Raw genomic sequence first — 12,572 nt, 5'->3', positions numbered from 1 at the left:
TTACCTTCCTTTCCGTTGCAAGGCCGCGTCCAGGCGCGGGAACACGCGGCGCGCATTGCCTTCGAAGATCCGGAAGCGGTCTTCGTCCGTCAGCGCCGCCGCCTCGATGTAGCGCCTGGTGTCGTCGTAGTAATGGCCGGTCTCCGGATCGATGCCGCGCACGGCGCCGATCATCTCCGAAGCGAACAGCACGTTCTTCACGGGGATGACCTTCGTGAGCAGGTCGATGCCCGGCTGGTGGTAGACGCAGGTATCGAAGAAGATGTTCTCCAGCAGGTGCGCTTCCAGCAGCGGCTTCTTCATTTCCTGCGCCAGGCCGCGGAACCGGCCCCAGTGGTACGGCACGGCGCCGCCGCCGTGCGGAATCAGGAACTTCAGGGTCGGGAAATCCTTGAACAGGTCGCTGGTCAGGCATTGCATGAACGCCGTCGTGTCGGCGTTCAGGTAGTGCGCGCCGGTCGTGTGGAAGCACGGGTTGCAGCTGGTCGAGACGTGGATCATCGCCGGGATGTCGTACTCGACCATCTTTTCGTAGATCGGATACCAGTGGCGGCTCGACAACGGCGGCGACGTCCAGTGGCCGCCGGACGGGTCCGGGTTCAGGTTGATGCCGACGAAGCCGTATTCCTTGACGCAGCGCTCCAGCTCCGGAATGCAGGTCCTCGGATCGACGCCGGGCGACTGCGGCAGCATGGCCGCGCCGATGAAGTGGTCCGGGAACAGCTGCGCCACGCGGTGGCACAGTTCGTTGCAGATCGCGGCCCAGGTGGCGCTGGTCTCGAGATTGCCGATGTGGTGGGCCATGAAGCTGGCGCGCGGCGAGAAGATCGTCAGGTCCGAGCCGCGTTCGCGCATCAGGCGCAGCTGGTTGTTCTCGATCGATTCGCGCAGTTCGTCGTCGGAAATCTTCAGCGCCGCCGCGCTCGGCGCCAGCGCCGGATCGGCGAGGCCGTCGATCTGGCGCCGGCGCCAGTCTTCCAGTGCCCGCGGCGCCGTGGTGTAGTGGCCGTGGCAGTCGATGATGAGGGGAGCTCGCATCCTATCGTCCTTCGTTGGTGTGGTCGGGTATCAGTACTTCGCCGCGCATGATCGGCCTGGCCGTGCGCAGCAGCGCGGCGCGCTCGACCCGCTGCGGATCGTCCGCGGCCAGGCCCAGCTCGACGCTGAATTCGCCGGTCGGATGCTCGACCGACACGGTCTTCGTGTCCCCCGGCGCCACCCGCGCGATGCCGTCGGCCACCGACCCCGCGAGCACGCAGGCGGTGGCGACCGTCACGGCCGCCAGCACGCCGATGGCGTCGTGGCAGACGTGCGGGATGAAGCAGCGCGTGGCCACCGCGCCGCCGGCCAGGGGCGGCGCGAGCAGGCACATCTTCGGATAGCTCTTCGCGGCCACGTCGCCCAGGCCCATCAGGCGTCCGGCGGCCAGGCGCAGCGCTTCCAGCCTGGCCTTGAGCGCCGCGTCGGCGTTCAGTTCGGCCACGGTCTCGTAGCCGCTGCGGCCCAGGTCGCGCGCGCGCATCAGCACCATCGGCATGCCGTTGTCGATGCAGGTGACGTCGATGCCGCCGTGACCCGCGCCGTCGGCGACGATCGTGTCGCGCACGCGCCCGGTGGGCAGCAGGCCGGCGCACACCGAGCCGGCCGTGTCGAGGAACGCGATGGTGATCGGCGCGGCCGTGCCGGGCACGCCGTCGATGCGGGCGTCGCCCGCATATTGCAGGCGCGCGCCCGGCGTCTGCACGGTCACGTCGCACTGCATGCCGGTGTTCAGGGTCAGCACGCGCGCCGTGGTGGTGCCCTCGCGCAGCGGCAGCAGGCCGCGTTCCAGCGCGAACGGCAGCACGGCCGCGAGCATGTTGCCGCAGTTGGGCGTGACGTCCACCTGGTCCGAATCCGGCTGCAGTTGGGCGAACAGGAAGTCGAGGTCGACGCCCGGCGTGGTGCCGGGACGGACGATGCCGACCTTGCTGGTGAGCGGATGGGCGCCGCCCAGGCCGTCGATCTGGCGGCGGTCGGGCGAGCCCATGGCGGCCAGCAGCACGCGGTCGCGCGCGGCCGGGTCGGCAGGCAGGTCGGATTCCAGGAAGAACGGGCCGCGCGACGTCCCGCCCCGCATCAGGGTGCAGGGGATGGCGCGCAGGTCGCTGGCGATGGCGGTGCTCATGATCGATTCCGATACGGTTACAGGTCCAGCACCAGGCAGGCCGAGCGGGCACGCGAGCAGCACGGCGTGAACTGGTCGTTGGCGGCCTTTTCCTCGTCGGTCAGGTAGACGTCGCGGTGTTCCGGTTCGCCCTCCAGCACGCGCGTGACGCAGGTGCCGCACACGCCCTGCTCGCACGACACCATGATGTCGATGCCGTGCCGCTGCAGCGCGAGCGTCACCGGCTGGTCGGCCGGGATCGTGTAGACCGCGCCGCTGCTGGCGATCTTCACCTCGAACGCGCGGTCGCCGCTCGTGTCGGCGGGAGCCGCGCCGAAGTACTCGAAGTGGACCCGCTCGTCCGGCCAGCCCCTGGCGCGCGCCATGGCGGTCACGAAGTCGATGAAGCCGCCCGGCCCGCAGACGTAGACGTGGGTGTCCGGCGGCGCGGCGTCCAGCACCGCCTGCAGGTCGATGCGGCCGCCCTCCTCGCTGTCGAAGTGGAACCGCACCCGGTCGGCGAAGGACGAGCCGGCGATGCGCGCCACGAACGCGGTGCGCTCCGGCGCGCGGGTGCAGTAGTGCATGTCGAAGGCGGCGCCGGTGCGGGCCAGGCGCTCGGCCATGCACAGGATCGGCGTGACGCCGATGCCGCCGGCCAGCAGCAGGTAGTGGCCCGCCGGGACCAGCGGGAAGTGGTTGCGCGGCGCCCCGATCTGCACCACGTCGCCCTCGGCGATGGTGTCGTGCACGGCGACGGAGCCGCCGCGCGACCGCGGGTCCTTCAGCACCGCGATCTGGTAGCGGTGGGTGTCTTGCGGGTCGTTGCACAGCGAGTACTGGCGCACCAGGCCCTGCCCCACGTGCACGTCGATGTGGGAGCCGGCGGAGAACGGCGGTAGCGGCCGGCCATCCGCGCTGGCGAATTCGAAGCTGACGATGTCGTCGGCTTCCCTGGTCTTCTTGACGACCTTGACGGCGAGTGTATTCATGGTAGTTCCAGGTTCGGAGAGGCGTGCCCCGGCCGCCGGCCGGGGCACGGGGTGCGTCAGGCGGCCAGCAGGCGATGCGGGTCGATGACGAATTTCTTCGGCACGCCGGCGTCGAACTCGCCGTAGCCGGTGGGCGCCTCGTCCAGGCTGATCACCTGCACGTTGACCACTTCGGCCACGTTGATGCGGTCCCACAGGATCGCCTGCATCAGCCCGCGGTTGTACTTCATGACCGGGGTCTGGCCGGTATGGAAGCTGTGCGACTTGGCCCAGCCCAGGCCGAAGCGGATCGACAGGCTGCCGTGCCTGGCGGCGCTGTCCACGGCGCCCGGGTCGTCGGTCACGTACAGGCCCGGGATGCCGATCCGGCCGGCCGCGCGGGTGACTTCCATCAGCGAGTTCAGCACCGTGGCCGGCGCCTCGTGCTGGGCGCCCGCATGGCCGTGGCCGCGCGCCTCGAAGCCGACGCAATCGACGGCGCAGTCGACTTCCGGCGTGCCCAGGATCTGCGCGATCTGGTCGGCCAGCGTGGCATCCTGCGACAGGTCGACGGTCTCGAAGCCGACCGCGCGCGCATGCGCCAGGCGCACCGGATTGACGTCGCCGACGATCGTCACCGCCGCGCCGAGCAGGCGCGCCGAGGCCGCCGCCGCCATGCCGACCGGGCCGGCGCCGGCGATGTACACGGTGCTGCCGGGACGCACGCCGGCCGTGACCGCGCCGTGGTAGCCGGTGGGCAGGATGTCGGACAGGCAGGTCAGGTCGCGGATCTTGGCCATCGCCTTGTCGCGGTCCGGGAACTTGAGCAGGTTGAAGTCGGCGTACGGCACCATCACGTACTCGGCCTGGCCGCCGATCCAGCCGCCCATGTCGACATAGCCGTAGGCGCCGCCGGCGCGCGACTCGTTGACGTTCAGGCACACGCCGGTATGCTGCTCCTTGCAGGTGCGGCAGCGTCCGCAGGCCACGTTGAACGGTACCGAGACCAGGTCGCCCTTCTTGAGCGTCTCGACGTCGCGCCCGACTTCCAGCACCTCGCCGGTGATCTCGTGGCCGAGCACGAGGCCGACCGGCGCGGTGGTGCGGCCGCGCACCATGTGCTGGTCCGAGCCGCAGATATTGGTCGAGACCACGCGCAGGATCACGCCGTGCTCGATCTTGCGCCCCTTCGGGTCTTCCAGTTTCGGGAACGGGATGTCGTGCACTTCGACCTTGCCCTGCCCCATGTAGACTACGCCGCGGTTTTCCGCCATGTCTGCCTCCTTGCTTGTTTGCTGGTTAAGTCGTTGAAAGGTTCCGGCGCTCAGAACGCGTGCCGGATGCCGGCCGTAAGGCCGTTCTGCGATCCTCCCGCCACCACGGTGGCGCCGGCGCTCACCGCCACCGCGGCGGCCCCGCCGTTGCGCACGCGGCCGGCGCCCGCGTAGACCACGGTGCGCTTGGAGAAGTTGTAGTTGGCGCGCAGCAGATACATGTTCGTGTCGTTGGCGCTGCTCTTGAAGTCCAGGCGCGCGACCTGGGCGTCCAGCACGACGGCCGTGCTCACGCCCCAGCTGGCGCCGACGTAGGCGAGGTCGCTGCGCGGGGTGGCGGCATTGCCCTCGTTGTCGCGGCGCACCAGGCCGCCGCCCACCTTGACCGGACCGAACCTGCCGTAGGCGCCCAGGTGCCAGCGCGTGTCGGACAGGTTGCTGCGGTTGGGGCCGAAGGCCGCCGCGGCGCCGGTGCCGCCGTTGTACGTGTCGTAGCCGGCCGTCACGCCCCAGCCCTTGGTGTCGTAGGCGAGCATGGCGTTCCAGCCGCGGCAGGCCTTGCTGTCGGCCGCGTTCTCGCCGCCGCAGTTGGTCGCCGACGGGCCGCCGGCGGCCGAGGCGTCGCGTCCCAGCGTGTAGCCGGCGCCCACGGTGACGCCGTTGAACGTGCCCTTGTACGAGATCGAATTGTCGTTGCGCAGGTTCGGCAACAGCAGGTCGAGCGCGCCGATCGACATCTGCGCGGGGCCGATGACGTCGGTGTCGAAGAAGGTGAAGTACAGCATGCTGTAGGTGCGGCCCAGCGACACGAGGCCCCAGTCGCCGGCCAGGCCCACCCAGGCCTGGCGGCCGAACAGGCGCCCGCCCTGGTTCAGGCCGCCCGTATCCGGCTGGAAGCCGTTCTCCAGCGTGAACACGGCCTTCAAGCCGCCGCCCAGTTCCTCGGTGCCGCGAAAGCCGATCCGCGACGGGAACTGGCCGCCGGACAGGCCCGGCATGCGCGTCACGCCGGCGCCGTTCGGCGCGGTATTGTTCAGGTGCTCGAACGCCGCGTCGATCAGGCCGTAGACCTGGACCTGCGTCTGCGCCCGGACCGCCGGCGCCGTCACGGCGCTTAGTATGGCCAGCATGGCCAGCGCGCCCTTGTTGATGCTCGTCTTCATGGTGTCTCCTCCGTTGTAATCGCCGCGCGGCAGCTCGCTTCTTGTATGGTTTGCTGCTTCGATGATGATCCCGACAGCGCGCGGCAGGTGCGCCGTCAGTCTGTTGCGATGCTGTCCTCCTGCGCGAGCCCGAGCAGGCGGCCCATGTGCGCCTCGTCGGCCAGGAAGGCGGCGCTCGTGCCCTGGTGCACGATGCGGCCGCGGTCGAGCACGACGACGCGGTCGGTCACTTCCAGCGCCATGTGGGCGTGCTGTTCCACCAGCACCAGCGCCAGGCCGCTGTCCTTCAGGGCCTTGATGGCGTCCAGCAGCACGTCCATCATGATCGGCGACAGCCCCTCGAGCGGCTCGTCGAGCAGCAGCAGGCGCGGGTTGCCCACCAGCGCGCGGCCCATCGCCAGCATCTGCTGTTCGCCGCCCGAGAGCTGGTTGCCGAAATTGGCGCGCCGTTCCTCCAGGCGCGGAAACAGGTCGTAGACTTGCGCGACGTTCCACGGCCCCGGGCGCAGCGCCACGCGCAGGTTCTGTTCGACGCTCAGGGACGCGAAGATCTCGCGCTCCTGCGGCACGTAGCCCAGGCCGGCGGCGTTGCGGCGGTGGCTGGCCAGCGCGGCGATCTCGCTGCCCTGCAGGCGGATGCTGCCGCGCGACATCGTCGTCAGCCCCATCAGCGTGGCGAGCAGCGTGCTCTTGCCGACGCCGTTGCGTCCCAGCAGGGCCAGCGATTCGCCGGCATCCATGGCGAGCGCCAGGTCGTCGATGACGACGGCGTCGCGGTACCCGGCGCGCAGGCCGGCGATCTCGAGCAATCTAGTCATGGTGGCGCCTTCCCAGGTACACGTCCCGCACGCGCTGGTCGTTGCGGATCTCGTCGACCGAACCCTCGAGCAGCACCGCGCCCTCGACCAGCACCGAGATGCGGCGGGCGAAGCGGAACACCAGGTTCATGTCGTGTTCGATGAAGACGATCGACATCGCGTCCGGCAGGCGCTCGAGCAGGTCCAGGATCATGCCGCTCTCGCCGTTCGGGATGCCGGCCGCCGGCTCGTCCAGCAGCAGCACCTTCGGCTGCAGCGCCATGGCGATCGCGATCTCCACCAGCCGGCGCTGGCCGTAGGCCAGGTCGGCGATGGTCTTCGAGGCCAGCGCCAGCAGGTTCAGCTCGTCCATCAGGCGCACCACTTCCTCGGCCACGGCCCGGTCGCCGCCGGTGCGGCCCCACGGCTTCCAGCTGCGGCCCAGGCGCTGCGCCACCGGGATGGCGAGGTTCTCGGCCACGGTCAAGCCGTTGAACAGCGTGTTGATCTGGAAGGTGCGCACCAGGCCGCCGCCGACGCGGCGCTGCGCCGACGCCGAGGTGATGTCGCTGCCGTTGAGCAGGATCGCGCCGCTGCTGGGCTTGAACATGCCGGTGCACAGGTTGACCAGCGTGGTCTTGCCCGCCCCGTTCGGGCCGATCAGCGCATGGCGCGCGCCGTGGGCGATCCGCAGGTCGACGCTCTTGGTCACCTGGATCGCGCCGAAGCGCTTGCACAGGCCGCGTGTCTCGAGTGCGTAGCTCATGGCTTGCCTCCCTGGCCGCGCCGCGCCGCCAGGCGCCAGCGCCGGCCCAGCGTCATCAGGCCGCCGGGCGCGAAGCGCACCAGCAGGATCAAGGCCAGGCCGACGAAGAACATCCAGTGGAAGGGATTCACCTCGGCCGCGCGGTCCAGCATCAGCATGTACAGCGGAATGCCGATGAAGGCGCCGTACAGGCGGCCGACGCCGCCGATGATCAGCATGATCAGGATGTCGCCGGAAAGCTGGAAAGTCAGGCGGTCCAGGCTCACGTTGCGGGTGATCTGCGCCGCCAGCCCGCCGGCGATGCCCGCCAGGAACGCCGACAGCGTGTAGGCCGCGACCAGGCGCAGGTGCACCGAGGCGCCCACCAGGTGCATGCGCCGGGTGTTCTCGCGGATGCCGCGGATCGACAGGCCGAACGGCGAGTTGGCCACCGTGCGCACCACCAGGAACACGAGGAACAGCACCCCCAGCGCGTACAGGTAGGCGGTCTTGCCGAACAGGTCGAACTGGAAGGCGCCGAACAGCGGGTCGACGGCGATGCCCGACAGGCCGTCGGCGCCGCCGGTGACGCTGCCCCAGGCGTTCGCCACCTCGTGCAGCAGGACGGTCACGACCATGGTCAGCATCAGGAGCGCCAGGCCATGGGTGCGCAGCAGCAGCCAGCCGGACAGCAGGCCGACGACGCCCGCCGCCACGCCGGCCGCCAGCAGGCCGCCGAACGCTTCCGGCGCCACGTGCAGGTTCCAGTAGCCGGCGGCGTAGGCGCCGACCCCGAAGAAGGCGGCGTGGCCCAGCGTGTTGATGCCGGCGAAGCCGAGCGCCAGGTCGAGCGAGAGGCCGAAGATCACCATCACCAGGATCTGGGCGCCCAGCGACAGGTAGGTGTCGAAGGCGAAGAACGCGCCGATGGCGACGACCCAGGGCAGGACGTCCATCGCGCCGAGGCGGTAGTGCGGCAGCGCGCCGGCGGGCAGCAGGGTACGGGAGGTATGGATATTCATGCGGGTCTTCCGAAAAGTCCGTGGGGGCGCAGCAGCAGGAGCAGCAGCGTCGCCAGGTAGATCACGATGCCGCCACCGGCCGGCAGGTAGTAGCGGCCCAGGGTGTCGACGAGGCCCAGCATCAGCGCCGCCAGCAGCGTGCCCTTGATGCTGCCCAGGCCGCCGACCGAGACGACGATCAGCACCAGCACCAGGTAGTGCAGCGCGTAGAACGGTTCGAGCGGGAAGATGTCCGCGCCCAGCGCCCCGCCCAGGCCGGCGAAACCGCAGCCGATCGCGAAGGTCAGCGCGAACAGCGCCTTGACGTCGATGCCGATGCAGCCGGCCATGCGGGCGTTGTCGACGGCGGCGCGCAGCCGCGCGCCGGCCTCGGTGCGTTCCAGCGCCAGCCAGATCAGCGCGCCGCAGGCGGCGGCCACCGCGATCAGGAACAGGCGGTACACCGGCAGGCCGACCGGACCCGCCTGCCAGGTGGTGCGCAAGGCGTCGGGCACGGGGATGTTCTGGATCGAGGAGCCGAACAGCGCGTTCGCGCTGGCGATCATGACGAAGGTCAGGCCGATGGTCATCAGGACCTGGCCCAGTTCGCTCTGGCCGTAGACCCAGGAATACACGGTGCGTTCGAGCACGGCGCCGATGGCCATCGTGCCCAGCACCGCGAGCGGCACGGCGGCGGCGAACGGCAGGTCCGCCAGCGCGGTGAGCGCATAGGTCAGGTAGCCGCCGATCATCGCGAAGCCGCAGTGGGCCAGGTTGACGACCCGCATCACGCCCATCGTGATGGACAGGCCGACCGAGATCAGGAACAGGATCATGCCGAAGGCGATGCCGTCGAACAGCACCGTCAGCAGGGAAGCGAACATCGAGGAAGACATCTGGCCTCCTCCTTCAGGGGTGCCGGCGGGCGGGCGCGGACGCCGCGCCCCGGCGCGTGGTGGAACGTGGTGACGACATGGGGACTCCATCGCTGACAGGGAACATCGCGGGCGATACGGCGCCGCGCCCCGCGTCGCGGGGACGGGCGGGGACGGGCCGGACCGGGTCCGGGCCGCGCGGGCGGCCCGCGGCGGATCACTCCATCTTCGTGCCGGGATCCCGGATCGCCGGATAGGTCTTGAACGGCTGGTTGACGTAGGCGCCGCCCACCTTTTCGACGCGGCGGATGTAGACGTTCTGCACCAGTTCGCGCGTGGCCGGATCGACGGTCACCGGACCGCGCGGGCTTTCCCAGGAATAGCCCTTGATGGCGGCCATGGCCTTGTCGCCGTCGCGCTTGCCGTCGGTGGCGCGGATCATCTGGAAGATCATCTGCATCGCGTCGTAGGCCGAGATCGAACCGACGTTGGGGACGCGGTCCTGGCCGTACTTCTGCTTCAGGCCGTTCACGAACTGCTGGTTGGCCGGGGTGGTGCTGGCCGGCGAATAGTGCAGCGCGGTGACGATGCCGGCGGCCGCGTCGCCGTAGCCGGCCAGTTCGCTTTCCTCGGTCTCGGCGGTCGCCTCGAGCTTGATGCCGGCCTTGTCCAGGCCGCGCTCCACGTAGGCCTTGATGAACGCCACCGACAGCGGGCCGACCGGCATGAACATGTACATGGCGTCCGGCCTGGCCTCCTTCGCCTTCTGCATGTAGGTCGAGAAGTCGGTCGTGTTCAGCGGGACGCGCAGTTCGCCCACGATGGTGCCGCCGGCCTCGGTGAAGGACTTGCGGTAGGCGATCAGCGCGTCGTTGCCCGGCGCGTAGTCGGCCGCGGCCAGGAACACGCGCTTGATGCCCTGCTCCGCCGTCCACTTGGCCAGCGGCGTGGCCACCATCCACTGGGTATAGCCCGAGCGCAGCAGGTAGGGCGAACGCGCCAGCACGCCGGACGTGCCCGAGTTGTTGATCACCGTGGGCACCTTGGCCTGGGTGGCGACGTCGACGACGGCCATCGCGGTCGGCGTGAATTCCAGGCCGGCGATGTACTGGACCTTGTCGCGCACGACGAGTTCCTCGGCCAGCTGGCGCGCGCGGGCGGGATTGTTGCCGCCCACGTCCTTGTAGACGATCTTGACGGTGTGCTTGCCGGCCTTGCCGTTCTGCTGTGCGACGTAGAGGTCGGTGGCTTCCTTGATGTGCTTGCCCCAGCTGCTGTAGGGGCCGCTGAACGAGGCGATGACGCCGACACGGATTTCGTCGGCGTGGGCCGCCGGCATGCCGAACGCGAGGGAACATCCGGCCAGCAGGGCCGGAGCGAGGCGGAATTTCATCGTTGTCTCCAAAAGTAGGATCGCGCATGCACGTTCGTCGCCGTGCTTGTCGTGTGGTGGTGGTGCTCGTCTGGCGCAATCGGTAGGACGATTATTGCGCTTCCGGCCATGCCGCCCCATGCCGTTTTCATGACGACCGCATCGAAAAAAGTTATCGCCCCGGCCGGCGCCGATGTATACAAGCCGCCGGCGGCGCCGCCGGCGATGCGCAAATTCGCCCGCGCGATGCGCAAATTAGATAACGCCGCCCAGGGCCGCTGTATACAATCCGTCGCCTACCCGACACGTATCCGACAAGGAAGGAGACCCCCGCATGTACCCGAAAAACGCCTGGTATGTCGCCTGCACGCCCGACGAGATCGCCGACAAACCCCTGGGCCGCCAGATCTGCGGCGAGAAGATGGTGTTCTTCCGCGGCCCGGGCGGCAAGGTCGCGGCCGTCGAGGATTTCTGCCCGCACCGCGGCGCGCCGCTGTCGCTGGGCTTCGTGCAGGAAGGCCGCCTGGTGTGCGGCTACCACGGCCTGGAGATGGGCTGCGACGGCAAGACCGTGGCCATGCCCTGCCAGCGCGTGCGCGGCTTTCCCGCCAACCGCAGCTTCGCCGTCATCGAGCGCTACGGCTTCGTCTGGGTCTGGCCCGGCGACCGCGAACAGGCCGATCCCGGCAAGCTGCACCACCTGGAATGGGCCGAGCATCCGGAATGGGCGTACGGCGGCGGCCTCTATCACATCGCCTGCGACTACCGCCTGATGATCGATAACCTGATGGACCTGACGCACGAGACCTATGTGCATGCCACCAGCATCGGCCAGAAGGAGATCGACGAGGCGCCGGTGAACACCAAGGTCGAGGGCGACGAGGTGGTCACCAGCCGCTTCATGGAGAACATCGGCGCGCCGCCGTTCTGGCGCATGGCCCTGCGCGGCAACGACCTGCCGGACGACCAGCCGGTCGACCGCTGGCAGATCTGCCACTTCCTGCCGCCCAGCCACGTGCTGATCGAGGTCGGCGTGGCGCTGGCCGGCAAGGGTGGCTACCACGCCGACCCGAAGTTCAAGGCCAGCTCGATCGTGGTCGACTTCATCACGCCGGAAACCGAGACCTCGCACTGGTACTTCTGGGGCATGGCGCGCAACTTCAAGCCGCAGGACCAGGAACTGACCGCCTCGATCCGCCAGGGCCAGGGCAATGTCTTTTCCGAGGACCGCGAGATGCTCGAGCGCCAGCAGGCCAACCTGCTGCGCTGGCCGGAGCGCAAGCTCCTGATGCTGAACATCGACGCCGGCGGCGTGCAGTCGCGCCGCGTCATCGAGCGCATCCTGGCCGAGGAACGCGGCGTGGCGGCGGCCAGCGCGGCCACTGCGGCTACCGCGGCCACTGCGGCCACCCCGGCCGCCCCGGCGACGGCCGCCTGAGCGCGCGGCGCCTCTACCATGTCCACCCTGCCCGCGGCGACCGGGACGGCGCCGGGCGCCTCCCAGACCGAGCGCGCCATCCTGGGCTTGCGCGATGCCGTGCTGCGCGGGCACTACCGTCCCGGTGCGCGGCTCGCCGAGGTCGACGTCGCCGCCCACCTGGGCGTGTCGCGCACGCCGGCGCGCGCGGCGCTGCAGCGCCTGGCGGCGGAGGGATTGCTGGAAAACGTGCAGCCGGCCGGCTACGTGGTGCGCGCGTTCTCGGCGCAGGACATCGCCGACGCGATCGAGGTGCGCGGCACCGTCGAGGGCCTGGCGGCCCGGCTCGCCGCCGAGCGCGGCGTACCGGACGCGCTGCTCGAGCGGATGCGCGACTGCCTGGCCGGGATCGACGCCGTGCTGGCCGGCGCCGGTGCGCCGGCGCTCGCGCTGGACGCGCGGCTGGAACGCTATGCGGCGCTGAACGAACGCTTCCACGCGCTGGTGCTGGAAGCGTCGGGCAGCCCCATCGTGCAGGACACGATGGCGCGCACGGTATCGATGCCGTTCGCCTCGCCCAACGCCTTCGTCGCGGCCCAGGCCCGGCGCCCCGGGGCGTTCGCCATCCTCCAGTGCGCGCAGATGCAGCACCATGCCATCGTCGACGCCATCGCCGCGCGCGCCGGCGCGCGCGTGGAAGCCCTGATGAAGGAACACGCGCGCATCGCGCACCGCAACCTGGAGGCGGCGCTGCAGGACGCCGGCGCGCTGGAACGGGTGCCCGGCGGGCCGCTGATCCGGCGCGCCTGAA

At 69.9% G+C, this 12,572-nt stretch carries 12 protein-coding genes; 2 read left to right on the top strand and 10 right to left on the bottom strand.

Annotated features, from left to right (window positions below; all coding sequences use genetic code 11):
* From QZ749_RS12835 to QZ749_RS12790, 10 genes are all read right to left on the bottom strand, one after another.
* Entirely contained in the window at nucleotides 1-1,038 is a 1,038-nt protein-coding gene (locus QZ749_RS12835) for an amidohydrolase family protein (RefSeq protein ID WP_296947396.1), read from the bottom strand.
* A gap of 1 nt (nucleotide 1,039) precedes the next feature.
* Nucleotides 1,040-2,167, bottom strand: a complete 1,128-nt coding sequence (locus QZ749_RS12830) for a 4-oxalomesaconate tautomerase (RefSeq protein WP_296947393.1) — start codon at nucleotides 2,165-2,167, stop codon at nucleotides 1,040-1,042.
* A gap of 17 nt (nucleotides 2,168-2,184) precedes the next feature.
* Nucleotides 2,185-3,138, bottom strand: a complete 954-nt coding sequence (locus tag QZ749_RS12825; RefSeq protein WP_296947390.1) for a PDR/VanB family oxidoreductase — start codon at nucleotides 3,136-3,138, stop codon at nucleotides 2,185-2,187.
* 56 nt (nucleotides 3,139-3,194) lie between these two features.
* Entirely contained in the window at nucleotides 3,195-4,391 is a 1,197-nt protein-coding gene (gene fdhA / locus QZ749_RS12820; protein WP_296947388.1) for a formaldehyde dehydrogenase, glutathione-independent, read from the bottom strand.
* Nucleotides 4,392-4,441: 50 nt separating this feature from the next.
* Complete coding sequence (locus QZ749_RS12815) at nucleotides 4,442-5,554, bottom strand: porin (RefSeq protein ID WP_296947386.1); 1,113 nt, start codon at nucleotides 5,552-5,554, stop codon at nucleotides 4,442-4,444.
* A gap of 95 nt (nucleotides 5,555-5,649) precedes the next feature.
* On the bottom strand, nucleotides 5,650-6,372 hold the full coding sequence (locus tag QZ749_RS12810) for an ABC transporter ATP-binding protein (protein ID WP_296947384.1): 723 nt from the start codon (nucleotides 6,370-6,372) through the stop codon (nucleotides 5,650-5,652).
* Complete coding sequence (locus QZ749_RS12805) at nucleotides 6,365-7,117, bottom strand: ABC transporter ATP-binding protein (protein WP_296947382.1); 753 nt, start codon at nucleotides 7,115-7,117, stop codon at nucleotides 6,365-6,367. The genes QZ749_RS12810 and QZ749_RS12805 overlap by 8 nt, the downstream gene beginning before the upstream one ends.
* A complete protein-coding gene (locus QZ749_RS12800) occupies nucleotides 7,114-8,118 on the bottom strand; it encodes a branched-chain amino acid ABC transporter permease (protein WP_296947379.1) in 1,005 nt (334 codons plus the stop codon). The genes QZ749_RS12805 and QZ749_RS12800 overlap by 4 nt, the downstream gene beginning before the upstream one ends.
* On the bottom strand, nucleotides 8,115-8,993 hold the full coding sequence (locus QZ749_RS12795; RefSeq protein WP_296947377.1) for a branched-chain amino acid ABC transporter permease: 879 nt from the start codon (nucleotides 8,991-8,993) through the stop codon (nucleotides 8,115-8,117). The genes QZ749_RS12800 and QZ749_RS12795 overlap by 4 nt, the downstream gene beginning before the upstream one ends.
* A gap of 196 nt (nucleotides 8,994-9,189) precedes the next feature.
* On the bottom strand, nucleotides 9,190-10,365 hold the full coding sequence (locus QZ749_RS12790; RefSeq protein ID WP_296947374.1) for an ABC transporter substrate-binding protein: 1,176 nt from the start codon (nucleotides 10,363-10,365) through the stop codon (nucleotides 9,190-9,192).
* A 313-nt stretch (nucleotides 10,366-10,678) separates the two neighbouring features.
* On the opposite strand from QZ749_RS12790, the gene QZ749_RS12785 reads away from it, so the two are divergent.
* Nucleotides 10,679-11,782: an aromatic ring-hydroxylating dioxygenase subunit alpha gene (locus QZ749_RS12785; protein ID WP_296947372.1), complete on the top strand. Its 1,104-nt coding sequence runs from the start codon at nucleotides 10,679-10,681 to the stop codon at nucleotides 11,780-11,782.
* Nucleotides 11,783-11,800: 18 nt separating this feature from the next.
* Entirely contained in the window at nucleotides 11,801-12,571 is a 771-nt protein-coding gene (locus QZ749_RS12780) for a GntR family transcriptional regulator (protein ID WP_296947370.1), read from the top strand.
* Nucleotide 12,572 lies beyond the last annotated feature (1 nt).

Origin of the sequence: uncultured Massilia sp. (genome assembly GCF_913773735.1) — a bacterium.
Classification (GTDB): domain Bacteria; phylum Pseudomonadota; class Gammaproteobacteria; order Burkholderiales; family Burkholderiaceae_D; genus Telluria.
Note: the sequence above shows the minus strand (reverse complement) of the source record. Positions and strands in the feature narration are given on the sequence as shown.

Bases quoted from the DNA above. Each gene is read 5' to 3' on its own strand.
- QZ749_RS12835 (WP_296947396.1), bottom strand. From the start codon at position 1,038: ATGCGAGCTCCCCTCATCATCGACTGCCACGGCCACTACACCACGGCG.
- QZ749_RS12830 (WP_296947393.1), bottom strand. From the start codon at position 2,167: ATGAGCACCGCCATCGCCAGCGACCTGCGCGCCATCCCCTGCACCCTG.
- QZ749_RS12825 (WP_296947390.1), bottom strand. From the start codon at position 3,138: ATGAATACACTCGCCGTCAAGGTCGTCAAGAAGACCAGGGAAGCCGAC.
- fdhA (WP_296947388.1), bottom strand. From the start codon at position 4,391: ATGGCGGAAAACCGCGGCGTAGTCTACATGGGGCAGGGCAAGGTCGAA.
- QZ749_RS12815 (WP_296947386.1), bottom strand. From the start codon at position 5,554: ATGAAGACGAGCATCAACAAGGGCGCGCTGGCCATGCTGGCCATACTA.
- QZ749_RS12810 (WP_296947384.1), bottom strand. From the start codon at position 6,372: ATGACTAGATTGCTCGAGATCGCCGGCCTGCGCGCCGGGTACCGCGAC.
- QZ749_RS12805 (WP_296947382.1), bottom strand. From the start codon at position 7,117: ATGAGCTACGCACTCGAGACACGCGGCCTGTGCAAGCGCTTCGGCGCG.
- QZ749_RS12800 (WP_296947379.1), bottom strand. From the start codon at position 8,118: ATGAATATCCATACCTCCCGTACCCTGCTGCCCGCCGGCGCGCTGCCG.
- QZ749_RS12795 (WP_296947377.1), bottom strand. From the start codon at position 8,993: ATGTCTTCCTCGATGTTCGCTTCCCTGCTGACGGTGCTGTTCGACGGC.
- QZ749_RS12790 (WP_296947374.1), bottom strand. From the start codon at position 10,365: ATGAAATTCCGCCTCGCTCCGGCCCTGCTGGCCGGATGTTCCCTCGCG.
- QZ749_RS12785 (WP_296947372.1), top strand. From the start codon at position 10,679: ATGTACCCGAAAAACGCCTGGTATGTCGCCTGCACGCCCGACGAGATC.
- QZ749_RS12780 (WP_296947370.1), top strand. From the start codon at position 11,801: ATGTCCACCCTGCCCGCGGCGACCGGGACGGCGCCGGGCGCCTCCCAG.